Below are 25,505 nucleotides of genomic sequence, written 5' to 3' on the forward strand. Positions count from 1 at the left end.
CCCCCGTCCTATAGTGTACAATCAGGCTTCAGCCCAAGGTCACGAGCAACCGGGCCATCGTGCGCTTCGGGGAATCGAGGGAACATGTCAGCAGCCACGGGCAACAAGCGCGTCCCCAAGCGCATCGCGTCGGTCATCGTCAACTCGCTCAAGGGCGGTGTCGTGCCGCGCGTGGGCCTGCCCTACATCACCGTGGGCCGCGAGCGCGAGATAGGCGCCCTCCTGCACGACCTCGACCTCGTGGCGGACGGCGGGGCGAGCTTCCGCTTCCTCGTCGGCAGGTACGGCAGCGGCAAGAGCTTCCTGCTCCAGACCATCCGCAACCACGCCATGGGCAAGGACTTCGTCGTCTGCGACGCGGACCTCTCGCCCGAGCGGCGCCTGCAGGGCGGCTCCGGCCAGGGCCTCGCCACCTACCGCGAGCTCGTCCGCAACCTCTCGACCAAGACCCGTCCCGAGGGCGGCGCCCTGAACCTCATCCTCGACCGCTGGATCTCCAACGTGGAGGGCCAGGTCACCGTGGGGGAGGGCCTCCACCCCGAGGACGACGGCTTCGCCGAGGCCGTCGAGCGCAAGATCCTCGAGTGCGTCCGCTCGCTCGAGGAGCTCGTCCACGGCTACGACTTCGCGCGCCTCCTCACCCGCTACTGGCGCGCCCACCTCGAGGGCGACGACGAGACCAAGTCCCTCGTCACCAAGTGGTTCAGGGGCGAGTACCGCACCAAGAGCGAGGCCAGGCGCGAGCTGGGCGTCAACATCGTGATCGGCGACGACGACTGGTACGACTACCTCAAGATCTTCGCCGCGTTCTTCCGCGGCGCCGGCTACAAGGGGCTCATCGTCCTCATCGACGAGCTGGTCAACCTGTACAAGATCCCCAACGCCATCAGCCGCCAGTACAACTATGAGAAGATCCTCACGATGTACAACGACACCCTGCAGGGCAAGGCCCACTACCTGGGCATCATCATGGGCGGCACGCCCCAGTCGATCGAGGACCGCCGCCGCGGGCTCTACTCCTACGAGGCCCTGCGCTCCCGCCTCACGCAGGGGCGCTTCGCGTCAGACGGCCTCGTCGACCTGCTCGCCCCGGTGATCCACCTGCAGCCCCTGACCTACGAGGAGCTCCTCGTCCTCACGGAGAAGCTCGCGGACATCCACGCCGGCCTCTTCGGCTACCAGCGGACCATCACCGAGGACGAGCTCGTCCAGTTCCTGCAGGCCGAGTACGGCCGCGTCGGCGCGGACACCCACCTCACGCCCCGCGAGGTCATCAGGGACTTCGTGGAGATGCTCGACATCCTCTCGCAGAACCCCAAGCTCTCCCCCGCCGACCTCCTCAAGGACCAGCTCCTCTCAGGCCCCGTGGCCTCCCCCGCCTCCGTCGCGGACGGCTCGAGCGTGCGCGAGGACGACTTCACCGAGTTCGAGATCTAGGCCGCACCATGGGCGCCTTCGACCGCTACGCACCCTTCGTCCAGGACTTCATCTACGACCACAACTGGGAGAGCCTCCGTTCCGTGCAGGTCGCGGCCGCCGACGCCATCTTCAACACGGACGACAACGTCCTTCTCACCGCGTCGACCGCCTCGGGCAAGACCGAGGCGGCCTTCTTCCCCATCCTCACCGAGCTCTGGGAGGACCCTCCCGCCTCGGTCGGCTGCATCTACATCGGCCCCCTGAAGGCGCTAATCAACGACCAGTTCCTCCGCCTGGAGGACCTCTGCGCCGAGGGCGACATACCCGTGTGGCACTGGCACGGGGACGTCTCGCAGTCCCACAAGGCCAAGATGCTCAAGCACCCCTCCGGGATCCTCCAGATAACCCCGGAGTCGCTCGAGTCCATGCTCCTGCACCGCCACGCCGCGATCGGGAGGATCTTCTCGGACCTGCGCTTCGTCGTGATCGACGAGGTCCACTCCCTGCTCCGTGGGGACCGCGGGGACCAGACCCTGTGCTGCATCGAGCGGCTCTCGCGCCTCGCGGGCGTGAACCCCAGGAGGATCGGCCTCTCCGCCACCATCGGCGACCCCACCGCCGCCGGCGCCTACCTCTCCGCCGGCACGGGGCGGCGCTGCGTCATCCCCAGGCTCGACGCCCCCAAGGAGCGCTGGCGCATCTCGATGGAGCACTTCTACGTCACCGGCCCCCAGGCACCCGAGCGCGGCGAGGACGGCCTCGGACGAGGGGCGGCCGCAAGCGAGCCCTCCTACGAGGTGCCGCTCGCCGAGCCCAGCTGCGAGCGCGTGCCCCCGAGGGCCGAGCGGGCGCAGGACGCGCCCGAGGTGTCGGGAGGCGCGGAGCCCGAGCAGCCCGACCACGAGGAGCCCAGCGACAGCGCGCCCGTCTTCGCGGACCCTGGTCTCGCCTACGTGTTCGAGCACACCAAGGGCCACAAGTGCCTCGTCTTCGCCAACTCCCGAGAGGAAGCGGAGTCCGTCACGACCTCGCTCAGGCAGTACTGCGAGGCCTGCGGCGAGCCCGACCGCTTCCTGATCCACCACGGCAACCTCTCGGCCAGCCTGAGGGAGACCGCCGAGGACCTCATGCGCGAGGAGGACAGCTGCCTCACCACGGTCACCACCTCCACGCTCGAGCTAGGCATAGACATCGGCCGCCTCGAGCGCGCCTTCCAGATCGACGCCCCCTTCACCGTGAGCTCCTTCCTGCAGCGCATGGGCCGCACCGGCAGGCGTGGCCAGCCCCCCGAGATGTGGTTCCTCATGCGCGAGGAGGAGCCGGAGGCCCGGGCGCTCCTCCCGGAGACGATCCCCTGGAAGCTCCTGCAGGGCATCGCCCTCGTCCAGCTCTACGTCGAGGACCGCTGGGTCGAGCCGCCCCGCCTGGACGGGCTGCCCTTCAGCCTGCTCTACCACCAGACCATGGCGACGCTCGCCTCGTCCGGCGAGCTCACGGCCCCAGAGCTCGCGAGGCGCGTGCTCACCCTCACGCCCTTCCACCGCATCTCCCTGGATGACTACGCCGTCCTCCTGCGTCACCTGCTGGAGATCGACCACCTCGAGCGCACCGACGAGGGCGGCTTCGTCGTCGGCCTCGCCGGCGAGCGCGTCTGCAACGACTTCCGCTTCTACGCCGTCTTCGCGGAGGACGAGGAATACACCGTCCGCAGCGAGTCCGAGGAGCTCGGCACGATCGTGCAGCCTCCCCCGGTGGGCGAGCGCATCGCGATAGCGGGCGCCGTCTGGGTCATCGAGGAGATCGACTACAAGCGCCACCTCATCCAGTGCACCAAGGTCAAGGGGAAGGTACCCGCCTACTTCGGCATGGTCGCGGGCGACATAGACACCCACGTCCTCGAGCGCATGCGCGGCGTCCTCGAGGAGGGGCGCAGCTACCCCTACCTCAAGCGCAACGCCCGCGCCCGGCTCGCCCAGGCGCGCCACGTCGCCTCGTTCGCCCGCGTGGCGAGCGAGCCGCTCGTCTGCCTCGGCGGCACCATGTGGTGCCTCTTCCCCTGGCTCGGCAGCTACGCCTTCCTCGCCCTCGAGCGCTTCCTCAAGATCCGGTGCGGCGAGCGCCTCGGCCTCAAGGGGCTCGACTCGTCGCGCCCCTACTTCATGCAGTTCGTGATGAGGGCGGACGCCCGCACCTTCTACCGCGTCGTGAAGGAGGAGGCCGCCAAGCCGCTCGACCCGATGGAGCTGCTCTACCCCACCGAGGTCCCCTACTTCGACAAGTACGACGAGTTCGTGCCCGAGGAGCTCGTGCGCAAGGGCTTCGCCCTCGGCGTGCTCGACGTGGAGGGCATGCTCGAGCGCGTGCGCTCCTGGCCGGACGAGCCGGCCGCGGCCAGGCTCGCGACCCGCGCCCAGCTCCCGCCACAGTCCCGCGGGTAGGCGCTGCGCCCGCGCCCCGTCGCCGCCCGTCGCGGCGCCGGGCTACCTGCGCAGCACGTCCAGGGGCCGCAGGGGGAAGGGCGAGAGGAGCCGGTAGCACTCCATCGCCCGCGAGAGCTCGCCCGCCCGCTCCCAGCCGGCGAGCGCGTCGTGGTGCTCGAGCCCCTCGAGGCGCAGCGTACGCACGGGCTCGCCCGCGCAGACCGCCTCGAGCTCGTCGCCCGCCCGCGCCTTGTTGCGGCAGACGACCTCGACCGCAAAGCGCGCCCGCCCCTCCGGGCCCGGCGCGGCGGGCGCGCACGAGACGACCGTGGCCACCATGACCTTCTCGCGCAGGTAGTCGACGTCACCCGGGTTCTGGGTGGGATCGCCGTAGAAGAACCCCGTCGAGAAGGGCCGGTGGCTCGTCGCGTCGAGCTCGCCCATCCAGCGGGAGGCGGGCTCGCCGTCGAGCACGTGCCGGTAGGCGTTGGTCACCGTCGCCGTGTAGTAGGCGCCCTTCGCGCGACCCTCGAGCTTGATGGCGCTGACCCCGGCGCGCTCGAGGTCGTCCAGGTGGTCCAGCATCTCGAGGTCGTTGCTCGACAGGACGTAGCTCCACCTGCCGTCGTCCTCGACCGGCATCCTGCGCTCCTCGGGGTGGCGCTCCTCGACGAGCTGGTAGCCCCAGCGGCACGGCTGGGCGCACGCGCCGAAGCTGGCGCCCCGCGAGCGGCCCGCCATCTCGCTCGAGAGGAGGCAGCGGCCCGAGACGGCCATGCACATGGAGCCGTGGGCGAAGACCTCGAGCTCGAGGTCCGAGAAGCCGTCCGCGTCGAGTCTGCGCCTGACGCCCGCGACCTCCTCCAAGGCGAGCTCGCGCGCGAGCACGACGCGCCGGGCGCCGAGGCGCGCATACTCCTCCGCGGCGCGGGCGTTCATCACGGAGGCCTGCGTGCTCACGTGGACCTCGACGTGGGGCGCGCACTCCCGCACGAGCGCGATGGCCCCCAGGTCCGCAACGATCGCCGCGTCCACGCCGATCGAGTCGGCGAAGCGGAGGTAGTCGGGCAGGCGCTCGATGTCGGAGTCGAGCATGAGCGTGTTGACCGCGAGGTGGACGGCGACGCCCGCCGCATGCGCCCGCTCGACCGCGCGGGCGAGCTGGGGGCGGTCGAAGTTGTCGCTCCGGGAGCGCATCCCCCACTCCCTGCCGGCGAGGTAGACCTCGTCCGCCCCGAAGTGGATGGCCATGTCGAGCTGCTCCGGCCCTCCGGCCGGGGCGAGCAGCCTCATCGTCCCCATGCGACCCCCTCCCGGACGCCGACCCGGCGTCCGATACGGCATCGTAGCATGCGCCGCCCCGCCGCTCCGTCCGTCCTCCCCCCCTCGCGTATATGCCACTTGTGTCGTTTCATTTTCTCGGCCGCGTGGCGCCCGGTCGGTCGGCCGTCGGGTATAACGGTTGGAGGGGGGAGTCACAGGGGCCCAGGGGTTGCGCCTCCGGGGCCGGCCGAAAGGCCGGGCCCCGGGAGCGCCGCCCCAACCGTAGCCCTGGCCCCGACACCCCGGGGAGGCGGGAGCCATGGGCAGGAGCGTGCTGATCAAGGACACGACGCGCGAGGAGCGCATCCGCATCGTCAACAAGGCCCTCTCGTGGTGCGACGACTCGAGCTGCGAGAACTGCAGCGGCTGCAGCATGGGCGTCGGCAGCGTGGAGGCGATGTACGCCCCCTACATCGACGGCAGGCTGGAGCTGCGCGAGATCAACTACCTCCACGCCGCGCGCCACTTCACCCTCGGCGGCGGCTACGCGCCCGACCCGCTCGAGAGGACGTAGGGGCGCCCCTGGGATAATCGTGGCCGTTTCGCTTGCCGCCGTCGGCGAATGGTGTGCGACTTATACTCTACTCACGTTGGCAGGAAGCTGGCCCGGGCACGCGCCCGCGCGCCGCTCCGCCTCGCCTTCGCACCCCGTCTGCACCTGTCACTCCGGAGGTAGCATGAGCGAACAGAGGAATCCCCAGGACACCTGCGTGCTCGTCACCGGCGGCGCCGGCTTCATCGGCAGCCACACCGTGGTCGAGCTGCTGCAGGACGGCTACAACGTCGTCATCGTCGACGACCTCTCCAACGCGAGCCCCAAGGTGGTCGGCCGCATCGAGACCATCGTAGGCCCCGAGGCCGCACGCAACCTCGCCTTCGTGCAGGCCGACGTGAACGACCGCGCCGCCCTCGAGCGCGTCTTCGAGGAGCACCGCATCGACCGCGTCATCCACTTCGCCGGCTTCAAGGCCGTCGGCGAGTCCGTGAGCAAGCCGATCGAGTACTACTCCAACAACCTCGGCAACACGCTCACCCTCGTGGACGTGATGCGCGACCACGGCTGCAAGGACATCATCTTCTCCAGCTCGGCCACCGTCTACGGCGACCCGGACAAGCTCCCGCTCACCGAGGAGAGCCCCAAGAAGCCGGCGACCAACCCCTACGGCTGGACCAAGTGGATGATCGAGCAGATCCTCACCGACCTCCACACGGCCGACCCCGAGTGGAACGTCGTCCTCCTTCGCTACTTCAACCCCATCGGCGCGCACCCCTCGGGCCTCATGGGCGAGGACCCCAAGGGCATCCCCAACAACCTGCTGCCCTACGTGGCGCAGGTCGCCATCGGCAAGCGCGAGTGCGTGCACGTCTTTGGCAACGACTACGACACGCCCGACGGCACCGGCGTGCGCGACTACATCCACGTGTGCGACCTCGCGACCGGCCACGCCGCGGCGCTCAACTGGATGAACGGCCGCACCGGCGTCGAGATCTTCAACCTGGGCACCGGACGCGGCACCAGCGTGCTCGAGATCGTGAAGGCCTTCGGCAAGGCCTGCGGCAAGGACCTCCCCTACCAGATCGACCCGCGCCGCCCGGGCGACGTGGACGCCAACTACGCCGACTGCTCCAAGGCAAAGCGCGAGATGGGCTGGGAGGCCAAGTACACCATCGACGACATGTGCCGCGACTCCTGGAACTGGCAGTCCAAGAACCCCGACGGGTACGAGGGATAGCATGGCGGAGAAGGACTCCCCCTTCGCGGCCTACCTCAAGCGCCATCGCGACCAGATCGACCAGGCCATCCTCGCGTGCGTGCCCGAGCTCGGGCCGGGGGCGGCCGAGGAGCCGGAGGTGCCCCGCGACGTCGTGACCTACCTGCGCCGGCCGTACGCGCGCTTCGTCTTCTCGGGCGGCAAGCGCACGCGGCCCGCGCTGGCGCTCCTCGGGGCCGAGGCGGTCGGCGCCCCCTGCGAGCGGGCGCTGCCGGTGGCCGCGGCCGTGGAGCTCTTCCAGACCTGCGCCCTCATCCACGACGACATCGCCGACGAGGGCGAGATGCGCCGCGGGCAGCCCTGCGTGCACGTGAGCGAGGGCGTAGGCATCGCGCTGAACGTCGGCGACGCCGCGCTCGTCTCGGCCTTCTCCAGCCTGCTGGACGCCCCCGGCTACGATGACGCGACCAGGCTCGCCCTGCTTCGCGAGCTCGTCTCCATGGAGCGGGTCACCCTCCAGGGCCAGGCGCTCGACCTCGGCTGGGCTCGCGACGGCCGCTGGGACGTCACCGTAGAGGACTACCTGGACATGGCGAGCCGCAAGACCGCCCACTACTCCGCGGCCTCGCCGCTCGCGATGGGTGCCATCGCCGGCGGCGGCACCGGGGAGCAGGTCGGCGCCCTGCGCACCTTCGGCGAGGCGGCCGGCCTCGCCTTCCAGGTCGCCGACGACCTCCTCAACCTCGTGGGGGACCAGGCCGCGCAAGGCAAGGACTTCCGCAGCGACGTCACGGAGGGCAAGCGCACCCTCGTCGTGGTCCGGGCCCTCGCCAGCCTCGACGCGGACGGTCGCGCCGAGCTCGTGGACCTGCTCTCCTCCCACGCCACCGACCCGGCGCGCCTCGGACGTGCGGTGGAGCTCATGGAGGGGTCCGGCGCCGTCGACTACGCGCGCGACTACGCCCTCCGGCTCGTCTCCGAGGCCAAATCCGGCCTCGAGAAGGCCCCCGTCGACGCCGCCGCCAAGGCGACGCTCCTCTCAATGGCAGACTTCTTCGTGGAGCGCAGCTCCTAGCCCCGGCCACGGGGTCAGGAGCGCCGGCGCGCCACGCCTACTCAGAAGGAACGAAGATGGAACCGATCACCATAGGCGCCCAGGGGGCGGCCGTCGAGGACGTGCAGGAGCGCCTCGCCGCCCTCGGGTACCAGATCTCCGAGGACGAGCTCGAGGAGAAGAGCTTCGGCAAGTCGACCGCCACGGCGGTCGCGCGCTTCAGGCTCGATCACGACCTCTCGCTGGGGCAGGAGGTGGACTCCGCCACCTGGTCCTGCCTCGTCGACGAGGGCTACCACATGGGGGACCGCACCCTCTACCTGCGCCTCCCCAACTTCCATGGCGCCGATGTGCGCCAGCTGCAGCAGTGCCTCAACATCCTGGGCTTCTCGGCCGGCGAGGTCGACGGCTACTACGGCGTCCACACCGAGGCGGCCGTCAAGCAGTTTCAGGAGAACATCGGCGCGCTCGCCGACGGCATGGCCTTCCCGGACACCTTCGACGCCATCGAGCGCCTCCACCACGTCTGGGCCGGCAAGCCCGCGAGCGGCCCGCACCCCCTGGGCGCCATGGGCTTCGCCCGAGCCGCCAGCGTGCTCGAGAGCGTCAAGCTCTCCATCACCGCCGAGGACCCCATCTCGCGCAACGTGGCCGGCCGGATCGTGAACCTCGCCTCCGCGACCAACGACAGGAGCGGCCTGGACATCGTCGAGTCTCCCCACGCCCATCGCCCGGGCGACCAGGGCGTGCTCGTTATCGCATCCGGCCCGCTGCCGCAGGACTCCTCCGTCCCCAACGTCATCATGGACGACATCGACACCCTGCCCATGCGACTGCGCACCGCCATCGAGAGCTCCGACGAGGCCGTGCCCGTCGTGCGCGTCCAGCTGCCGCTCGACGCCGCGACCTACAACGGCACCTTCACCATCAGCGACGCCCAGACCTTCGCGGTCATGCTGCTCGACGCCATCTGCGCCGCGTTCGAAGCCTAGCTCCAAGGGCATGAAGAGGCCCGCCGACAAGGACATGCTCCTCGTAGGCGGGCCCCATCCCAGGGGCCAGATCCCGCCCCTCGTATGCGCTGGCTGGGGTACTAGGACTCGAACCTAGGTTGCAGGCACCAAAAACCCGTGTCCTAACCGCTGGACGATACCCCAATGCACTCGCTGCGTTGGCAACCAGCCAGCAAGCCAGACCAGTGTAGCAGAAACGCCCCGGACCCCGGCGAAGGCGCCGGCGGCCGAGACGAGCACCCCTCCCCTGGGGCGTCCCTAGGGCGCTGGCCCCTAGGCGAGGACCTCCGCAAGGTCAAGGGTAACCAGGCCGTCGTCGCGCACGAAGCACGGGACGCCGATGCCCTTGCCGAGCACGGGGGCGAAGGCGTCGGGGTGCGCGTCGCGCAGGTTCATGAACTCCTTTAGGTGGCGGAGCTCCTCGACGCCGACCAGGGCGTAGTCGACGTTCCTCTCGTCCAGCTCGCGGACGGCGGCACGGCAGTCCGGGCACTGCATCGTCACGAATACCTTGATCATGGGACCTCCCTCGTCGGCCGGACGGGCGTCCGGCACCCTCGCCTTCCCGACGCCAGGCGCCCTCGGGCGCCCGCGCACGCCCACACGATACTCCCCCGCAGGGCGCCCCGCACGCCTGGGGGGCCACCGCATGCGCGCCGTACGGGAGCCGCGTGTGCGGCTCGTGTAGCACCCATGGGAACGGCTGCCGCCTATCGTACAGCAGCTGTCTCCCACTGGTCGGTGCGCTAGAATTACGGCGTCTGCGTCTTTTCGCAGCCAAGGGACGCCCATTAGCTTTTCTCTGGGAGGGTAAGCAATGCCCATAACCGCGATAGTCCTCGCCGCCGGCGAGGGAACGCGCATGAAGTCCCGTCATCCCAAGGTAATGCACAAGCTCCTCGACCGGCCGCTCGTCGGCTGGGCGGTCCGCTCCGCCCAGGACGCCGGTGCGGACCGCACGATCGTCGTCGTCGGCAGCGGCGCCGACGAGGTACGCGCCTACCTCGGCACCCTCGACGGCGTCGAGAGCGTGGAGCAGACCAGGCGCCTGGGGACGGGTCATGCCCTGAAGACGGCCCTCGAGGCCACGGACGTGAGCGAGGGGACCGTCGTGGTCCTCTACGGCGACTCGCCGCTGCTGCGCGGCGAGACCGTGCGCGCGCTCGTGGACCGCGTCGAGAACGGTGGCGAAGCCGCCTGCGTGCTCACCATGGAGCCGCCCGACCCCACGGGCTACGGCCGCGTAGACTTCGACGATGATGGCCAGGTCAGGGCCATCATCGAGCACAAGGACTGCACGGAGGAGCAGCGCGGGCGCCTGAGGGAGTGCAACTCCGGCGTCTACGCCTTCGACGCACGCGAGCTCAGGCGCCACATCGGCGAGATCGGCAACGACAACGTGCAGGGCGAGTACTACCTCACCGACATGGTCGAGATCCTGCGCCGCACGGGCCTCGCGGTCGCGGCCGTCCACTGTGACGACTACTCCGAGCTGCTCGGCGTCAACTCACGCGTCCAGCTCGCCCAGGCCACCAAGGTCATGCAGCACCGCATCAACGAGGCGCACATGGAGGCCGGCGTCACCATGGTCGACCCCGACTCCGTCTGGATCGGGCCCGACGTCACCATCGGCCAGGACACCGTCATCTGGCCAGGCTGCTACCTCCTCGGCCACACGACGGTGGGTGCCGAGTGCACCGTGGGCCCCGACAGCCGCCTCGTGGACGCCACCGTGGGCGACAACGTCCTTCTCGACGAGACGATCGTGGTCTCCTCCACGGTCGACGACGACGTACACTGCGGCCCGCGCGCCTACCTGCGCGGAGGCGCACACTTCATGAGGGGCTCCAAGGCGGGCACCCACGTGGAGATCAAGGGCTCCACCGTCGGCGAGGGCTCCAAGGTCCCGCACCTGAGCTACATCGGCGACGCCACGCTCGGCAAGGGCGTCAACGTCGGCGGCGGCTCCATCACCTGCAACTACGACGGCAAGCACAAGAGCCGTACGGAGATCGGCGACCACGTCTTCATCGGGTCCGACACCATGATGGTCGCACCGGTCACCATCGGGGAGGGCGCGCTCATCGGAGCGAGCTCCTGCATCACCAAGGACGTGCCCGCAGGCGCGCTCGCACTCGAGCGTTCGCGCCAGTACATAAGCGAAGGCTGGGCAACCGAGTACTTCAAGAAGCTCGAGGAAGAGGATTAGATGTACGAGAGTCTGAGCGATCCGATCGTCGTCCACAAGGAGATCAAGCTCTACAGCGGATCGGGCAACCCCGCCCTCGCCACGAAGATCGCCGAGATCCTGCACCTGCCGCTCTCCGGCCTCAAGCTGGAGAAGTTCGCCAACGGCGAGATCTACGCCCGCTTCGAGGAGTCCGTTCGCGGCGACGAGGTCTTCTTCGTACAGACGCTCGCGGGCAAGAACGTCAACGACCTCCTCATGGAGCTGTTGATCGTCGCCGACGCCGCGACGCGCGCCTCCGCCGCGAGCTTCACCGCCGTCATCCCCCACTACGGCTACGCCCGCCAGGACCGCAAGGCCGCCGGTCGCGAGCCGATCACCGCGCGTCTCGTCGCCAACCTCCTCGAGGCCGCCGGCGTCGACCGCGTGATCTCGCTCGACCTGCACTCCAACCAGATCCAGGGCTTCTTCGACATCCCGCTGACGCACCTCACGGCCCTCTACCTCTTCGGCGACTACTTCAAGACCAAGGACTTCGACTGGAGCAACACCGTCGTGGTCTCCCCTGACATGGGCCGTGCCAAGGTCGCCAAGAAGCTCTCCGACTACCTGGGCTGCGAGGTCGCCATCGCACACAAGAGCCGACCCAAGCACAACGCGGCTGAGGTCATGGGCATCATCGGCGACATCAAGGGCAAGACCTGCATCGTGAACGACGACATGATCGACACGGCGGGCACGCTGTGCGGCTCCATCACCAAGCTCAAGGAGATGGGCGCGGGCGACATCTACATCAGCGCCACGCACGGCATCTTCTCCGGCCAGGCGATCGAGCGCCTGGAGGCCGCCCCCATCAAGGAGTGCGTCGTGACCGACGCCATCCCCTGCGGCATCGCCAACACGCCAGGCTCCAAGATTCGCCAGATCTCGGTCGCCAACGAGCTCGCGGAGGCGATTGCGCACGTCTACCTCAACAAGTCCGTCTCAGAGATCTACGGCGGGAACTCGGAGATGTAGGCGTCGGCCGAGGCGGCACGAACACGCCTCCGCAGCCCCCAGCCCTCCAGAACGCCATCGGCCGCCCCTTCCCTCTCACCGGGGGAGGGGCGGCCTCGTTCTCGCGCGGACGACAATCACGCAGGGGCCGCCGTCACGCGGCCGCCTCGAGGCACGCACGGCCGCGCAGTGCCAGGAAGAGCACGAACGGCAGGCAGAAGACCAGGAAGGCGTAGTACCTCACGAGCGTAGTGGGGCCGAGCAGCAGGGTCCCGACGACGGCGAGGAGCGACAGGGAGACCGTAGCGCCCAGCGGGTTCTTGTCGGCCACCGAGAAGGCGAGGCAGCCCAGGAGGATCCAGTTGAGCGCGGCGGGCGACCCGAGCAGGGCGAGCCAGGGCATCCCCCCGTAGTTGCGGTGACGGGAGATCCGCCAGAACAGGTCGGCAAGCCAGGGCACCTTCGTTTGCTGTACCCCGGGCCCCTCGACCCAGCATGCGAACACGGAGGTGTCGGTCTCCCCGTAAGCGAAGTCGGGGACGTTCCTGTACCAGGTCGCCTGGTACGATGCTGCTTCGAACGTCGGGTCCCACGCGCAGCGCGTCAGCATGAGCGTCGAGGCCCGGGGCCGCGTGGGCGCCGGGACCACAGGCGCCCCGCGCCCGTGCCACGGACCCGTGAGGGGGCCGTCGCGCCCCCCTCCGGGAGGTGATGCACCCAGCATACCAGCAGACGGACCGTACCCGGTGCGGCCCGCGCGGACCCCTACGCCCCGTCGAAGCGGTACTCGGTGCAGGAGACGAAGGGGTGCCCCGGCCCGAATACGTCCTGCGCGAACGCGGGGTGGTTGGGGGCGTCGGGGAAGAACTGCGTCTCGAAGCACACGGCGTCGTGCGGGCGCAGGGCGACCCCGCCCTTCCCGCGCTCGCCGTCGAGGTAGTTGGCCGTGTAGAGCTGCAGCCCGGGAAGGTCGCACAGGACGTCCATGCGCAGGCCGCTTCTGTCGCCCCACGCGCTCGCGACCCTCCTGACCTCGCCTACACGCCCCTCGGCGGGGCGGAAGCCGCGCGTCTCGAAGTTGTGGTCGAAGCCCCCGTGCTCGCGTGCGAAGAGGGCCGCCGCCTCGTCGAGTCGGTGCGGCTCGCGCAGGTCGAGCGGGGTGCCGGCGACGTCGAGCAGGCGCCCTGTGGGGACGTTGCCCGCGTCGACCTCGGTGTAGCGGTCTGCGAGGACCTGCACGCGGTGGGCGAGCACGCTCCCCGAGCCCTGCCCGTTGAGGTTGAAGTAGCTGTGGTTCGTGAGGTTGATCGCCGTGGTCGCGTCGGCCTCGGCGAGGTAGGAGATCCTCAGCGCCCCCCGCACGACCTCGTAGGTGACCCGCGCCCTGACGGCGCCCGGGAAGCCCTGGTCGCCGTCGGGCGAGTCGAGCTCGAGGGTGACGCTCGCAGGACCCGCGGAGACGAGCCTCCACAGCCTGTGGCGCCAGAGGTCCGGACCGCTGTGGTTGCTGTTCGCCCCCTCGTTGGCGGCGAGGTGATAGACCCTGCCGCCGAGCTCCAGGGTGGCACCACCGATCCTGTTGGCGACACGTCCGATCACGGCGCCGAGGTGCGCGTCGTCTGTGGCGTAGCCAGCCGCGTCGTCGTACCCCAGGACCACGTCGAGATAGGAGCCGTCGCGTGGGACGAGAAGGGAGGTGAGGCAGGCGCCGAGGTCGCTCACGCGGGCCATGAGCCCGCCCTCGGCGCCGATCGTCCACACGCGTGCCTCGCGGCCGTCGGGAGTCCTGCCGAAGGGCGCGCAGGTGCCCGCCTCGAGCTGCCGGCCGCCCATCACGCCTCGACCCCGGAGGCGGTACCGAGGCCTCCCTCGGCGGCGAGCTCCGCCGCCATGGCGCGGCGGAAGCGGTCGAGGTAGGTGGCGAAGCCGGCGACGTCGGCCTCGTCGGGCGCGATCGTGGAGGAGCCCACCTGGCCGAAGACCTCGCGGTCGAGGTAGCGGGCGAGGTCCTCGCCCCTGTCCTCGCGCAGCATGAAGGCCGCGGCCACCGCCTGCCCCCACGCGCCGCCCTCGCTCGCGGTGTCCATGACCGTGACGGGCGCGCGCAGCGCCGCCGCGAGGAGCCTCTGGGCCACGACGGGCGTCTTGAAGACGCCGCCGTGGGCGTAGAGCCTGTCGATTCCCACGCCCTCCTCGGCCAGCGCCTCGTTGCCGCAGGCCAGCGCCGCAAAGCAGGACATGAGCGCACTGCGCATGAGGTTCGCCAGGGTGGGGTGGGTTCCGGGGGCCCTCAGCTGCAGGGGCACGCCGGTGTCGACGCCCATGACCGTCTCGCCCGATACGAAGGGCACGGAGACGAGGCCGCCCGCGTCCGCGTCGCCTTCGAGGGCGAGCTCGAAGAGCCTGCGGTAGACGTCGTCGTCGGAGGCGCCCATGAGCCTGCCGTACTCCCTGAGGACGGAGATGAGGTCGTTCAGGTCGGAGGTGCAGTTGTTGCAGTGGACCATCGCGACGGGGTCGCCGGCCGGCGTGGTCACGAGGTCGACCTCCGGGCGCGTGGCGTCCGCGAGCGGCCGCTCGAGCACGACCATGGAGAAGACCGAGGTGCCCGCGGAGACGTTGCCCGTGCGCGGGGCGACGGAGTTGGTGGCGATCATACCGGTGCCGGCGTCGCCCTCGGGCGGGCAGACGGGGCAGCCGGCCTCGAGCTCGCCGGTGGGGTCGAGGAAGCGCGCGCCCTCCTCGGTGAGCCGGCCCGCGACCTCGCCGGCGGGAAGCACCCGCGGCAGCAGGTCGGGGAGGCTCCAGGCGACGCCCTCCCTCTCCGCGAGGCCGGCGAAGGTCTCGAGCATGCGCTCGTCGTAGGCGAGCCTCGCCGAGTCGATCGGGAACATGCCGGAGGCGTCGCCCACCGAGAGCGCCCACTCGCCCGTCAGGCGGTAGTGCGCGTAGCCGGCGAGCGTCGTCAGGTGCGCGATGTTCGGCACGTGCTCCTCGTGGTCGAGGATGGCCTGGTAGACGTGGGAAACGCTCCAGCGCTCGGGCACGTGGAACGAGAAGGCCTCGGAGAGGGCGCGCGCCGCGCGTCCCGTGGTGGTGTTGCGCCAGGTGCGGAAGGGGACGAGCAGGCGCCCGTCCGCGTCGAAGGCGAGGTAGCCATGCATCATGGCGGAGACGCCCAGCGCGGCGAGCCTCCTGGGCGCGACGCCGTAGCGCGCGCGGCAGTCCTCCTTGAGCGAGGCGTACGCCGCGGCGATGCCGGCGTCGAGCTCTGACTGCGGGTAGGTCCAGTAGCCGTTCTCGAGGGAGTTCTCCCAGTCGTGCGTGCCGATCGCGAGCACGCGGTGCGCGCGGTCGATGAGGACCGCCTTGATCCTCGTGGAGCCGTACTCTATGCCGAGGACGGCCTCGCCGTCGCGGATCGTCGCTGCGCCAACTTCCTTCTCCATGCGTTCCTCCTAGAAGACGGGGGCCGCGCCGCCATGGGGGTGGGCGGCGCGGCCCTGTGGTGCCACGTTGCTTGCTGTGGTGCGGCCGCTAGCGGAAGCAGACCTCGCCGAGCATGAGGTCGCGCTTGAAGCCGCGGATGGTGGTGTCGGAGTCGATCACGACGCACTCGATGCCCATGAGCTCGGCCCAGTCGGCCATCTGCTGCGCGGTGAGGTCGAAGCTCACGGCCGTGTGGTGCGCGCCGCCCGCGTAGATCCAGGCCTCGGTGCCCACCTTGAGGTTGGGGCGCGGGGTCCAGAAGAGGGTGCCGGTCGGCAGCATCGGCATGGGCTTCTCGACCTTCTTGCAGTCGACCTCCTGGACGATCAGGCGGAAGCGGTTGCCCAGGTCGATGAGGGAGCTGGCGATGGCAGGGCCGGTCTTGCCCGTGAAGATGAGGCGGGCGGGGTCCTCGCGGTCGCCCATGGAGAGCGGCGTCTCGCGGATCGCGATGCGGCCCTCGGCGATGGTCGGGTCGACCTCGGTCATGTGGGACTCGAGGATGCCCTCCTTGCCGGCGACCAGGTTGTAGGTGTAGTCCTCCATGAAGCAGCTGCCCTTGGCGTCGGCCATGCCGGAGGTCATGACCTTCATCAGGCGCACCATGGCAGGGGTCTTCCAGTCGCCCTCGGGGCCGAAGCCGTAGCCCTTCTGCATGAGCCTCTGGATGGAAAGGCTCGGCAGCTCGCGCAGGGCCCCGAGGTCGCCGAAGTGGTCGGAGAAGGCGTTGTAGCCGTGCTCCTCGAGGAAGCGCTCGATGCCGATCTCCTGGGCGGCCTGGACCTCGACGTGGGCGCGGAACTCCTTGGGGTCGCGGCCGTCGAGGATGACCTCGTAGGTGTCGTAGTACTCGTCGGCGAGCGCGCTCGCCTCGGCGGGCGTGACGGCGTCCACGTAGGGAGTGAGGTCGTTCACGGGCCAGGCGTCGACGGTCCAGCCGAACTTCTCCTCCGCCTCGATCTTGTCGCCGTCGGTGACGGCCACGTTGCGCATGGTGTCGGCGAAGCGGGCGACGCGGATGTTCTTGCTCTCGACGTAGCCGACCGCGACGCGCTGCCAGGCGCCGAGCTCGGCCCGCACGGAGGCGTCCTGCCAGTGCCCGAAGACCACCTTATGCGCCCAGCGCATGCGGGCGAAGATGTGCCCCAGCTCGCGCTCGCCGTGCGCGGCCTGGTTCTCGTTCATGAAGTCCATGTCGATCGTGTCGTAGGGGATCTCGCGGTTGTACTGCGTCGCGAACTGGCACAGGGGCTTCTGCAGGGCCTTGAGGCCATGGATGTAGTTCTTGGAGGGCGAGAAGGTGTGGGCCCAGGTGATGATGCCGGCGCAGTCGTCGTCGGCGTTGGCGGCCTTGAAGGTCTGCTCGATCACGTCGCTCGTGAGGAGGTTGGGCTTGAGGACGACCTCGAAGGGGACCTCCGGGCTTGCGTTCAGCGCCCGGACGACCTCGGCGGAGTGCTCGTCGACGTGCTTGAGCACCTCGTCGCCGTACAGGTCCTGCGTGCAGGGGCAGAACCAGAACTGGTACTTCCTGATCTCTAGCATTGCTGACCCTTCTGTCAAGAGGCGAGGCCTCGGTGGATTACGGCTACTTGATGACCTGGTTCGCGGAGCGCTCGGAGAAGACCGTGACCATGAGGATGAAGACGACGCCGAGGATGAGCTGCTGAATCTCGGTGGTGAAGCCCATCATCACGAGGCCCTTCTGCAGGACCAGGTAGGACAGGACGCCGACGACGACGTTGGAGAACCTGGCGCGGGCGCCGCCGTTGATCGGCATGCCGCCGAGGACCATGGCGATGAGCAGCTGGGTCTCGAACATGTTGCCCGCGGTCGAGGTGACCGAGCCGACCTTGATGGCGTTGACGAAGGCCGCGAGGCCCGTGATGCAGCCGGCCGCGACGTAGACCAGCGTCTTGGTGCGCTGGACCTTGATGCCGGCGAAGCGGGCGGCGCGCTCGTTGGCGCCGATGGCCTTGAGGTTGTGGCCGAGGGAGGTGAAGCGGGTGACGACGTAGGTGACGACGAGGACGGCGACCGTGATGCCCATGAGCAGCGGCATGCTGTTGAGCTGCACGACGTAGTTGGCGGCGTTGACCGGGCTCTCCGTGGTGATGAAGGCGCAGACGCCGCGGAGCAGGAACATGATGCACATCGTCACGATGAACGACTGGATCTGGCGGTTGACGTGGAAGTACGCGTTGACCGCACCGATCGCGGCGCCCGTCGCGATGCCACCGACCACGGCCAGGACCGGGTTGACCTTGGAGAGCGCGCAGACCACGGCGCAGGAGACGCCGAGCATGGAGCCCTGCGAGAAGTCCAGGCACCCCATGGTCATGATCATCCAGACGCCGCAGGCGGCGATCATGAGCATGTAGCCGCCCGAGAGGATCAGGGTGATGTTCTTGGCCGTGAGGATCGCGCCGTTGGTGGCCACGGCGAAGAACAGCAGGATCACCACGAAGCCGATGAACGGCAGGTAGTTCTTGAGCGCAGCCGAGGAGAACTTCTTCTTGGGGGCCTCGGCGACCGCCTCGTTGTTAGTAGACATCTATACCTCCTAGACCATCTTCGCGATGAGGTCCTGCTCGGTGAGGTCGGGCCTGCGGGTCAGCTCGCCGTTCACCTTGCCGTCCTTCATGACGTAGATGCGATCGCACATGCCGATCAGCTCCATGATCTCCTCGGAGATGATCAGGACCGCCTTGCCCTCAGAGCGCATCTTCTCTAGCAGGGAGTAGATCGACGCCTTGACCTTGATGTCGATGCCGCGGGTGGGCGAGTCGAGAATCAAGATCTCGGAGCCCTTGCCGAGCCAGCGCGCAAGCACGACCTTCTGCTTGTTGCCGCCCGAGAGGGCCGAGACGTACTGGTCGACGCCGACCATCTTGACGCTCATGGCCTCGGCGAACTTCTCGGCGAAGGCGTGCAGCCTCTTGTCGGAGAGGAAGCGGCCCATGTCGCGCATGGAGGGCAGGGTGATGTTGTCCTCGATCGTGTCGTTGATGAGCAGGCTCTCGTTGTCCCTGTCCTTGGACGTGTAGGCGATCGAGTGGTTGATGGCGGTGTTGATGTCGTTGACCTCGGTGCCGTCGGAGAGCGTCACCGTGCCCTCGCGGTCGTACGAGGCGCCGAACAGGGCCTTGCCCACCTCGTGCATGCCGCACTCGGACAGGCCGCCGATGCCGACGATCTCGCCCTTATGGACGCAGATCGAGACGTCGTCGAGCTGGCCGGGGACCTTGAGGTGCTCGGCCTTGATGGCCACCTCGCCCTCGGGGAGGCTCTGGTAGTCGGGGTAGTCGGTGCGGTAGTAGTGGTCGTCCATCTTGCGGCCGACCATCAGGGTCTTGAGCTGCTCCTCGTCGACGTCTTTCTTCTCTACGGTGGTGATGTAGTCGCCGTCGCGCAGGATCGAGATGCGGTCGGACATGTCCAGGACCTCGCTCATGTCGTGCGAGATGAAGATCACGCAGTGGCCGAGCTCGCGGACGTGGCGCATGACCTCGAAGAGCTTGTCGCGGCCGCTCTGGGAGAGGGCCGTCGTGGTCTCGTCGACCACGAGGACCTTGGGGTCGAAGTAGGTGGAGCGCACGATCTCGACGAGCTTGCGCTCCTCGAAGCCGTAGTGGTCGATGACCGTGGTCGCCTTGATGGAGCCGAGCCCGTAGGAGTCGAGCAGCTCCTGGGCGCGCCTGTTCATGGCGGCGGTGTCCTTTACGCCGTGGTGCATGAACTGGTCCTCGTCACCCAGGAACATGTTCTCGGCGACGGTCAGGCCGGAGAGCGTGCCGGTCTCCTGCACGACGATGGCGATGCCGTGGTGGTTGGCGTCGACCTGGTTCCTGGGGGCGACCTGCTCGCCCTCGAGGGTGAAGGTGCCCGAGCCGATGGGGATGATGCCCGTCAGCATGTTGGTGAACGTCGACTTTCCGGAGCCGTTCTCGCCGATCAGTGCGTGGATCTCGCCGGGATAGAAGTCGAGGGAGACCTCCTTGACGGCGTGCGTCGGGCCGAAGCTCTTGTCGATCTTGTCAGCGTGAAGCAGTGGCTTGGTGTCCATAGTCTCGTCTCCCCTCCCTTACTTGACGACGGCGCCCTTGACGCGCTTGGTGGTGATGCAGATGATGATCAGCAGCGTCGCGCCGGTGATCACGTTGTTGATCGTGACGGGCATGCCGAGGGCGACGAAGCCCGCGAACATCATCGAGATGATGAACTCGCCGATCACGATGGAGATCACGGGGCGGCCGTACTTCTTGAACGCCAGCCCGAAGAAGGTGCCCATCAGGGGCTTGAAGTTCAGCGACTGGGAGAGCATGCCGGTCATCGGCGTCTGGGCGGTGCCGTAGCCGATGTAGAGCACCGACATGATGCCGACGAACATGGAGCACAGGACGAAGGCGAGGAACTTGTACTTGTCGACGTCGACGCCCATGTTCTTGGCCGTGGCCTCGTTGGCGCCGATGGCGTTGACGTAGGTGCCGAGCTTGGTGTACCTGAGGATGAACCAGCAGAGCAGGAAGGCCGCGAGGGCGACGATGAGGTTCCAGGGGTAGGAGCCGAAGAGCTTGTAGGAGTCGCTCAGCCTCGTGCCCGCCCAGTCGGAGGCGAAGACCGCGAGGCTCTCGTAGATGAGCGAGAGGCCGACGGTGACGATCAGCGACGGGATGCGCAGCTTGATGTAGGCGAGGCCGTTCGCCGCCCCGAGAACGATGCCGCACAGGATGGGCGCTACGATGAGGCCCACGTACCCGAACATCTGGCTGAACCCGATGGAGAGCAGGCAGGACAGCACGAGGATGGAGCCCACCGAGAAGTCCCAGAGGCCCATGACGACGATGAAGTAGAGACCGCAGCCGCCCACCGCGTAGATGATGGCGGTCTGGACGTAGGTGAGCATCTGGTCCGGCGCACCGAAGGTGCCCGGGCAGAGGATCTTGAACACTACCCAGCACAGTACGGTGATGACCAGCAGGAGGCCAACACCGTACCATGAGTTTTGCTTGAGCTTTGCAAGTGTGCCCATTGCCATTCCTTTCCGACTTGCAACCCGGCGCAAAGAAAAAGGCCGGGGGACACCTTGGTCCCCCGGCGGGAGCAGGGCTTAGGACTGGTGGCGCTTCTTGACGTCCTCGATGGAGAGCGCGGTCGCCGCGGCGTTGAGGTCGTCGAAGCTCTTGGAGGCGAGCTCCTTGATCTCGTCGTCGGTGTAGGGCGCCTCGTCCACGAAGTACTTCTCGTAGTCCTTGTACTCGTCGACGGAGGAGACGAAGACGTACGGGAACTTGATCTCCTTGCCGAAGCTACCGGCCTGCGGCACGTAGCCGTCGGTGCCCTTGATGGCGTTGTAGACCATCATGAAGGCGTAGAGCGGGTCGCAGAAGTGGCCGCCGGACTCACAGTACATGCCGCCGCTCTTCAGCTGGTCCTCGAGGTCGTCGAGGAAGTCGGTCGAGGCGACGCGGATCTTGCCGGTGAGGCCCATGTTGGCGAGCTGGCCCACGGAGCCCACCAGCGGGTCGCCGCCGCCGCCGGCGACGATGAGGGCGTCCATGCTCGGGTCGGTGTTGTAGAACTGCTGCGTGACGTTGGCGCCCTCGGAGGACGAGGTGTTGGCGTAGACGGGGTCGGACAGGGTGACGGTGTCGCCGGGGTGCGCGGAGTTCCACTCCTCGACGCCCTTCTTGTAGCCCTCCCAGCGCTGCTGGAAGGTGGCGTCGCCGACGGTCCAACCCTCGAGCTTGATGTTGCGGGCGCCCTTCTGGATGCCCTCGTAGGCCTTGTCGTTGTCCGCGGTGAGCAGCGAGATGAGCTGCTTGCCGTTGTCGACCTCGTTCTCGTGGACGGCGCCGACGTAGTACTGAGAGCTCTCGGCGAGGGCGTAGACGTCGGGGGAGGCGTCCTTGGAGATCATGCGGTAGAACTGGGCGAGGTAGACCTGGTTGTCGTTGCAGGTGTTGATGGCGGAGGTCATCTCGGAGTCCGCGGAGTTGCAGACGATGATGCCCTGGCAGCCGGCGGCGCACAGCGTCTCGATGGAGGCGGTCACCTGCTCGGAGACGTGGCCCTGGTCGACCGTGGAGATCTCGACGCCGAGGATGTCGGCGGCCTTCTTGATGATGTCGACGGAGAGCTTGCCGAGCGCGTCGGTCGAGCTCCAGATGGAGACGCCGATCTTGATGTTGTCACCGTTCGAGCTGCCGCCGCCGTTCGAGCTGCCGCTCCCGCCGCAGCCGGTCAGCGCGGCGCCGCCCGCGAGCGCGCCCATCATGCCGGTGTACTTGAGGAAGTTCCTCCTCGAGAAAGACCTCCGAGCCATCTCTGCCCCTTTCGTAACTTTCCTTGCTGCCGCGCTCATGGAAATCACAGTTTAGTAAACATTGCTCTTATTGTTTACTGCTTTGGCGCAAAACAACACTCTCAAAGATTTACACCTTGATTTTTTATCTCACTATTTAACTGGTCTTTTGAGCTTATTTTGCGTCTCTTGCGTTTACCGCATTTCCATGTGCTGTTCAAGACTTGTTATACAGGGGCTATAGCCGATAAAACCATGTTCTAACGTGAGCGTTCCTGTTTGCGCGGCGAGTGGTCGGATTCGCTGCGTTTGGCAACGACCTCTCGTAAACATTGTCCGTAATGTTCACGAAACGATAATGTCCACGCACGGTAAAGGGCCCGGCCCCGCGCCGCTCGGGACGCAAGGCCGGGCCCTTCCGCGACGCGCGCCCGCCTCCGGGGGCGGACGGTGGCCTAGATGCTCCTCACGCTGTCGCGCTCGATCATCATGGTCGAGAGGTGGATGGTCTTCTGGTAGTAGCGCGGGGCGTTCAGCTGCTCCATCAGCAGGTCGACGGCGATCGAGCCCATCTCGTGGTTGGGGATGCGCATGGTCGTCAGCGGCGGCGTGGCGACGGTCGCGAACGGCAGGTCGTCGAAGCCGACGAAGGAGACGTCGTCGGGTATCGAGACCCCGGCCTCCACCATGGCGCGCATGGCGCCGAGCGCCATCGTGTCGTTCTCGGCGAAGAAGGCGGTGGGCAGCAGCGGCTTGGTCTCCAACCAGGAGCGCATCGCCTCGTAGGCGGTCGAGACGGTCGTGCCCACCTCGACGCGGAACGCCGGGTTGGCGGCCAGCCCCGCCTCGCGCAGGGCCCTGCGGTAGCCGCGCTCGCGCAGCGGGAAGTTCTTGATCCGGTAGGCGCCGGCGATGTAGCCGATGTCCTTGTGGCCGTGCTCCACCAGGTAGCTCGTCGCCCGGAAGGCCGAGCTCTCGTTGGCGGTCACCACGCAGTCGAAGAAGAGGTGGTCGCTCCAGCCGTCCACGACCACCAGCGGGGCCTCGGTCTCGGCAAACAGCGAGTAGTCGTCCCCGCGCATCTCGGTGCCGAGGAGGACCACGGCGCTGGTGATGTCGCGCGCGATGTCGGAGGCCTGGGACGCGGCGTTGGGGCTCGTGAGGTCGAGGGTGACGAAGCTCATGGGCAGCCCCACGGCGCTCGCGGCCTTCTCCACGCCCTCCATGACGCCGGGGTGGAAGGTGCCCTCGTCGAGCACCTCGCCGGTCTTGCGCGCGAGCACGAACACGACCCTTGCGACCTTGCCCCGGCGGGCGTAGCCCAGCTCCTTGGCTACCGCCAGGATCTTCTCCGAGGTCTCCCTGCTGACGTTTCGCTTGTTGGAGAGCGCGTTGGAGACCGTGGCGGGCGAGAACCCCGTCTTCCTGCTGATTTCCCTGACGCCGACGTTCCGCATGGTCGGACCCCTCCAAGCGCTCCTCGTATAATTGTTCAAACAGACATATTAAACGTTTGCCATCCGGGGGATGCAGGAGCCATTCGGTCGAGCGGATACTCTCCGGCGTTGTGCGGCGTTGTGCGGCCTCTTTGCGACTCGATTTGTGCCGCATACGCCCTACAGGGGCCTAACGCATGTTTTATCGATATTTACTCTTCTCAAAGCAGACTTCGGGCCACGGTCGAGCGCCTCGTAGCCGAGTATCGCGACGTGGTCGGGATAGCATATACAGCGGGAAGGGAGTGGATTCCCGGGGCTACATGTCGAGAGCGGGATGACGTGGGATAGATCGGGCAGACTCCCTAGGAGAAGGCCAGTTGCACCAGGAGCATGTAGGTGACGGTGCCCCCGGCGATGGAGAGCAGCATGTTCCGGCGCCACAGGTGCAGCGCCACGACCACCGCGATCGCAATGAGCTCCGGCGCCCCGTGCGGTGCCGCCGCGAGGTCGACGTCGCGCAGGCAGTAGGCGACCAGGATCGCGAAGATCGCACCCGGCAGCACGCGGCCGAGGTAGGTCACGATGGCGGGCGTCTCGCGCCTGCCGCCGAAGGCCACGAAGGGCAGGAAGCGCGTGACCATGGTGGCCGCAGCGGCGAGGAGGATGGTCGCGACCTGCTCCGCCACCGTCATCGCCCGTCACACTCCCCCGCGGCGGGCACGCCGCCGTCCGAGGGCCCTGCGGGCGCGCCGTCCTTCTCGGCCCCCGAGCCGAGCCTGCCCCTGAGCGCTACGAGCACCACCGAGGAGGCGGCGAGCGCCGGCAGCATGAAGCCGTCCGGGCCGAAGGCGGCGAGGCACGCGACGGACGCGGCCGCCCCGACGAGCGCCGGCACGACGTCCCCCTCGCTCAGGAGGCGTTCCAGGAGGATGACCACGAACAGCGCCGTCATCACGAAGGAGATGCCCTCGGTGTCGAAGGGGAGCAGCCCGCCGACGACGCCACCGGCCAGGGCGGAGAGCGCCCAGTAGAGGTAGTCGAGCAACGTCACCCAGAACATGAACCAGCGCCGGTCGACGCCTGCGGGCGGCTCGGCGGAGCACAGCACGGAGAAGGTCTCGTCGCACATGCCGAAGATCAGGAAGGGGCGCATCCAGCCGGTGTCGCGGTACCTGTCGAGCATGGCGATGCCGTAGAAGAGGTGGCGCGCCTGCACCGCGAGGGCGACCACGAAGGTCGTGAGCGGGGCGAACGCACCGCCCAGCATCCCAGCCACCAGGAACTCGAGCGACCCGCCGAAGATCACCGTGGCCATGGCGAGGGGGTAGACGGGCGGGAAGCCCAGCGCACGCACGTAGACGCCGTACGAGAAGCCCAGGAAGGCGAAGCCCGCGAGGATGGGCACGGTCAGCGGGAAGGCGGCGGCGAGGGCACGGAGCCAGGGGCGCGCGTCCGCCCGTCGCCACGCGGCGTCCTCCGCCTCGCCCGCCTCTGACGCCGCCCCGACCATCCGAGACCCTCCTGCACCTCCGCGTATATACTGAGCAGACTGGGCCGGCCGCCGTGGCCTGGCCCCAAATCGATCTCACGACTGTACCACAGGGGCGCCGGCCCGAGGGCCGCGCGCGGGCCCGCCCGCGCGCCGGCACGCCGGGGCCCGCGCGAGGGAGGCACCATGATCACGCTGGCGATACCCGGCAGGCCCACCATCCAGGTCTCCAACGTCGTCCTCGACTACAACGGCACCATCGCCTACGACGGGCGCATCTCGCCCGAGGTCGGCCTGCTGATCCGCCAGCTCGCGCAGGCGTGCAACGTCCTCGTGCTCACGGCGGACACCTACGGGACCGCGCGGCGCGCCTGCGCGGAGCTCGGCGTCGAGGTCAGGACGTTCACGAGCGGCGCCGCCTCTGGCGAGAAGCGCGCGATCGTCGAGGGACTGCGGGGCGTCACCGCCAGCGTGGGCAACGGCCTGAACGACATCGAGATGTGCGACGCCGCGGACTTCTCCATCGGCGTGCTCGACGGCGAGGGCATCTGCCCCGCGCTCATCTCGCACGTGGACATCCTGGCGCGCAGCTCCGAGGAGGCGCTCGCGCTCCTGCTCAACACCGACCGCATCCGCGCGACGCTCAGGGCCTAGGCGGA

22 protein-coding genes and 1 tRNA gene are annotated in these 25,505 nt (G+C 68.3%); 9 read left to right on the plus strand and 14 right to left on the minus strand.

Going from position 1 to position 25,505, the window contains the following annotated elements:
* The first annotated feature begins 84 nt into the window (after positions 1-84).
* Positions 85-1,437 (plus strand): ATP-binding protein, encoded by a 1,353-nt coding sequence (locus VXJ25_RS02865; RefSeq protein ID WP_330957709.1) that lies wholly within the window; start codon positions 85-87, stop codon positions 1,435-1,437.
* An 8-nt stretch (positions 1,438-1,445) separates the two neighbouring features.
* The gene (locus VXJ25_RS02870) at positions 1,446-3,857 is read left to right on the plus strand and encodes a DEAD/DEAH box helicase (RefSeq protein WP_330957710.1); all 2,412 of its coding nucleotides are present in this window, start codon (positions 1,446-1,448) and stop codon (positions 3,855-3,857) included.
* A 42-nt stretch (positions 3,858-3,899) separates the two neighbouring features.
* Here the strand turns inward: VXJ25_RS02870 and VXJ25_RS02875 are convergent, their stop codons facing one another.
* Complete coding sequence (locus VXJ25_RS02875; RefSeq protein ID WP_330957711.1) at positions 3,900-5,141, minus strand: U32 family peptidase; 1,242 nt, start codon at positions 5,139-5,141, stop codon at positions 3,900-3,902.
* Positions 5,142-5,421: 280 nt separating this feature from the next.
* Between VXJ25_RS02875 and VXJ25_RS02880 the strand changes: the two genes are divergently transcribed.
* The 4 genes from VXJ25_RS02880 to VXJ25_RS02895 all read left to right on the plus strand — a co-directional run bounded on the left by VXJ25_RS02880 (position 5,422) and on the right by VXJ25_RS02895 (position 8,920).
* Positions 5,422-5,676, plus strand: coding sequence for a hypothetical protein (locus VXJ25_RS02880; protein ID WP_330957712.1), 255 nt, complete (start codon positions 5,422-5,424; stop codon positions 5,674-5,676).
* Positions 5,677-5,839: 163 nt separating this feature from the next.
* Positions 5,840-6,895 (plus strand): UDP-glucose 4-epimerase GalE, encoded by a 1,056-nt coding sequence (gene galE / locus VXJ25_RS02885; protein ID WP_330957713.1) that lies wholly within the window; start codon positions 5,840-5,842, stop codon positions 6,893-6,895.
* A gap of 1 nt (position 6,896) precedes the next feature.
* On the plus strand, positions 6,897-7,949 hold the full coding sequence (locus VXJ25_RS02890; protein ID WP_330957714.1) for a polyprenyl synthetase family protein: 1,053 nt from the start codon (positions 6,897-6,899) through the stop codon (positions 7,947-7,949).
* Between the two features lie 56 nt (positions 7,950-8,005).
* The gene (locus VXJ25_RS02895; protein ID WP_330957715.1) at positions 8,006-8,920 is read left to right on the plus strand and encodes a peptidoglycan-binding domain-containing protein; all 915 of its coding nucleotides are present in this window, start codon (positions 8,006-8,008) and stop codon (positions 8,918-8,920) included.
* A 90-nt stretch (positions 8,921-9,010) separates the two neighbouring features.
* On the opposite strand, the gene VXJ25_RS02900 is transcribed toward VXJ25_RS02895, so the two are convergent.
* Together VXJ25_RS02900 and VXJ25_RS02905 are read right to left on the minus strand one after the other, a co-directional pair.
* Positions 9,011-9,085: transfer RNA gene (locus VXJ25_RS02900), tRNA-Gln, on the minus strand.
* Between the two features lie 129 nt (positions 9,086-9,214).
* Positions 9,215-9,460, minus strand: a complete 246-nt coding sequence (locus tag VXJ25_RS02905) for a glutaredoxin domain-containing protein (RefSeq protein ID WP_330957716.1) — start codon at positions 9,458-9,460, stop codon at positions 9,215-9,217.
* 298 nt (positions 9,461-9,758) lie between these two features.
* Here VXJ25_RS02905 and glmU point away from each other — a divergent pair, with 298 nt between their 5' ends.
* Positions 9,759-11,150: a bifunctional UDP-N-acetylglucosamine diphosphorylase/glucosamine-1-phosphate N-acetyltransferase GlmU gene (glmU, locus tag VXJ25_RS02910; RefSeq protein WP_330957717.1), complete on the plus strand. Its 1,392-nt coding sequence runs from the start codon at positions 9,759-9,761 to the stop codon at positions 11,148-11,150.
* Positions 11,151-12,146, plus strand: a complete 996-nt coding sequence (locus VXJ25_RS02915) for a ribose-phosphate diphosphokinase (RefSeq protein WP_330957718.1) — start codon at positions 11,151-11,153, stop codon at positions 12,144-12,146.
* 133 nt (positions 12,147-12,279) lie between these two features.
* On the opposite strand, the gene VXJ25_RS02920 is transcribed toward VXJ25_RS02915, so the two are convergent.
* The 11 genes from VXJ25_RS02920 to VXJ25_RS02970 form a co-directional block, all read right to left on the minus strand.
* Complete coding sequence (locus VXJ25_RS02920; RefSeq protein WP_330957719.1) at positions 12,280-12,735, minus strand: hypothetical protein; 456 nt, start codon at positions 12,733-12,735, stop codon at positions 12,280-12,282.
* 155 nt (positions 12,736-12,890) lie between these two features.
* Positions 12,891-13,958 (minus strand): aldose epimerase family protein, encoded by a 1,068-nt coding sequence (locus VXJ25_RS02925; RefSeq protein ID WP_330957720.1) that lies wholly within the window; start codon positions 13,956-13,958, stop codon positions 12,891-12,893.
* A complete protein-coding gene (locus tag VXJ25_RS02930; protein WP_330957721.1) occupies positions 13,958-15,574 on the minus strand; it encodes a xylulokinase in 1,617 nt (538 codons plus the stop codon). Before VXJ25_RS02930 ends, VXJ25_RS02925 begins: the two co-directional genes overlap by 1 nt.
* A gap of 88 nt (positions 15,575-15,662) precedes the next feature.
* Positions 15,663-17,159, minus strand: coding sequence for an L-arabinose isomerase (araA, locus tag VXJ25_RS02935; RefSeq protein ID WP_330957722.1), 1,497 nt, complete (start codon positions 17,157-17,159; stop codon positions 15,663-15,665).
* A gap of 43 nt (positions 17,160-17,202) precedes the next feature.
* Complete coding sequence (locus VXJ25_RS02940; RefSeq protein WP_330957723.1) at positions 17,203-18,168, minus strand: ABC transporter permease; 966 nt, start codon at positions 18,166-18,168, stop codon at positions 17,203-17,205.
* Between the two features lie 9 nt (positions 18,169-18,177).
* Complete coding sequence (locus VXJ25_RS02945; RefSeq protein WP_330957724.1) at positions 18,178-19,680, minus strand: sugar ABC transporter ATP-binding protein; 1,503 nt, start codon at positions 19,678-19,680, stop codon at positions 18,178-18,180.
* Between the two features lie 18 nt (positions 19,681-19,698).
* Positions 19,699-20,646, minus strand: a complete 948-nt coding sequence (locus tag VXJ25_RS02950; protein WP_330957725.1) for an ABC transporter permease — start codon at positions 20,644-20,646, stop codon at positions 19,699-19,701.
* Between the two features lie 78 nt (positions 20,647-20,724).
* Positions 20,725-21,939 carry a sugar ABC transporter substrate-binding protein gene (locus tag VXJ25_RS02955; RefSeq protein ID WP_330957726.1) on the minus strand — a complete coding sequence of 405 codons (1,215 nt, stop codon included), beginning with the start codon at positions 21,937-21,939 and terminating at the stop codon, positions 20,725-20,727.
* Between the two features lie 434 nt (positions 21,940-22,373).
* The gene (locus tag VXJ25_RS02960) at positions 22,374-23,375 is read right to left on the minus strand and encodes a LacI family DNA-binding transcriptional regulator (RefSeq protein ID WP_330957727.1); all 1,002 of its coding nucleotides are present in this window, start codon (positions 23,373-23,375) and stop codon (positions 22,374-22,376) included.
* 344 nt (positions 23,376-23,719) lie between these two features.
* Positions 23,720-24,049 carry a branched-chain amino acid transporter permease gene (locus tag VXJ25_RS02965; protein WP_330957728.1) on the minus strand — a complete coding sequence of 110 codons (330 nt, stop codon included), beginning with the start codon at positions 24,047-24,049 and terminating at the stop codon, positions 23,720-23,722.
* Positions 24,046-24,867, minus strand: coding sequence for an AzlC family ABC transporter permease (locus tag VXJ25_RS02970; RefSeq protein WP_330957729.1), 822 nt, complete (start codon positions 24,865-24,867; stop codon positions 24,046-24,048). Before VXJ25_RS02970 ends, VXJ25_RS02965 begins: the two co-directional genes overlap by 4 nt.
* 165 nt (positions 24,868-25,032) lie before the next feature.
* Between VXJ25_RS02970 and VXJ25_RS02975 the strand changes: the two genes are divergently transcribed.
* A complete protein-coding gene (locus tag VXJ25_RS02975; RefSeq protein WP_330957730.1) occupies positions 25,033-25,500 on the plus strand; it encodes an ATPase P in 468 nt (155 codons plus the stop codon).
* Positions 25,501-25,505: the final 5 nt, after the last annotated feature.

The sequence above is a fragment of the Olsenella absiana genome, assembly GCF_036408855.1.
In the GTDB taxonomy this organism is placed as follows: domain Bacteria; phylum Actinomycetota; class Coriobacteriia; order Coriobacteriales; family Atopobiaceae; genus Olsenella_K; species Olsenella_K absiana.

Coding starts and splice junctions, on each gene's coding strand:
- VXJ25_RS02890 (WP_330957714.1), top strand. CDS start 6,897: ATGGCGGAGAAGGACTCCCCCTTCGCGGCCTACCTCAAGCGCCATCGC.
- VXJ25_RS02970 (WP_330957729.1), bottom strand. CDS start 24,867: ATGGTCGGGGCGGCGTCAGAGGCGGGCGAGGCGGAGGACGCCGCGTGG.
- VXJ25_RS02880 (WP_330957712.1), top strand. CDS start 5,422: ATGGGCAGGAGCGTGCTGATCAAGGACACGACGCGCGAGGAGCGCATC.
- VXJ25_RS02975 (WP_330957730.1), top strand. CDS start 25,033: ATGATCACGCTGGCGATACCCGGCAGGCCCACCATCCAGGTCTCCAAC.
- VXJ25_RS02870 (WP_330957710.1), top strand. CDS start 1,446: ATGGGCGCCTTCGACCGCTACGCACCCTTCGTCCAGGACTTCATCTAC.
- VXJ25_RS02895 (WP_330957715.1), top strand. CDS start 8,006: ATGGAACCGATCACCATAGGCGCCCAGGGGGCGGCCGTCGAGGACGTG.
- VXJ25_RS02950 (WP_330957725.1), bottom strand. CDS start 20,646: ATGGGCACACTTGCAAAGCTCAAGCAAAACTCATGGTACGGTGTTGGC.
- VXJ25_RS02925 (WP_330957720.1), bottom strand. CDS start 13,958: ATGGGCGGCCGGCAGCTCGAGGCGGGCACCTGCGCGCCCTTCGGCAGG.
- VXJ25_RS02930 (WP_330957721.1), bottom strand. CDS start 15,574: ATGGAGAAGGAAGTTGGCGCAGCGACGATCCGCGACGGCGAGGCCGTC.
- VXJ25_RS02875 (WP_330957711.1), bottom strand. CDS start 5,141: ATGGGGACGATGAGGCTGCTCGCCCCGGCCGGAGGGCCGGAGCAGCTC.
- VXJ25_RS02915 (WP_330957718.1), top strand. CDS start 11,151: ATGTACGAGAGTCTGAGCGATCCGATCGTCGTCCACAAGGAGATCAAG.
- VXJ25_RS02945 (WP_330957724.1), bottom strand. CDS start 19,680: ATGGACACCAAGCCACTGCTTCACGCTGACAAGATCGACAAGAGCTTC.
- VXJ25_RS02940 (WP_330957723.1), bottom strand. CDS start 18,168: ATGTCTACTAACAACGAGGCGGTCGCCGAGGCCCCCAAGAAGAAGTTC.
- VXJ25_RS02960 (WP_330957727.1), bottom strand. CDS start 23,375: ATGCGGAACGTCGGCGTCAGGGAAATCAGCAGGAAGACGGGGTTCTCG.
- VXJ25_RS02955 (WP_330957726.1), bottom strand. CDS start 21,939: ATGGCTCGGAGGTCTTTCTCGAGGAGGAACTTCCTCAAGTACACCGGC.
- galE (WP_330957713.1), top strand. CDS start 5,840: ATGAGCGAACAGAGGAATCCCCAGGACACCTGCGTGCTCGTCACCGGC.
- VXJ25_RS02905 (WP_330957716.1), bottom strand. CDS start 9,460: ATGATCAAGGTATTCGTGACGATGCAGTGCCCGGACTGCCGTGCCGCC.
- VXJ25_RS02920 (WP_330957719.1), bottom strand. CDS start 12,735: ATGCTGACGCGCTGCGCGTGGGACCCGACGTTCGAAGCAGCATCGTAC.
- VXJ25_RS02865 (WP_330957709.1), top strand. CDS start 85: ATGTCAGCAGCCACGGGCAACAAGCGCGTCCCCAAGCGCATCGCGTCG.
- VXJ25_RS02965 (WP_330957728.1), bottom strand. CDS start 24,049: ATGACGGTGGCGGAGCAGGTCGCGACCATCCTCCTCGCCGCTGCGGCC.
- araA (WP_330957722.1), bottom strand. CDS start 17,159: ATGCTAGAGATCAGGAAGTACCAGTTCTGGTTCTGCCCCTGCACGCAG.
- glmU (WP_330957717.1), top strand. CDS start 9,759: ATGCCCATAACCGCGATAGTCCTCGCCGCCGGCGAGGGAACGCGCATG.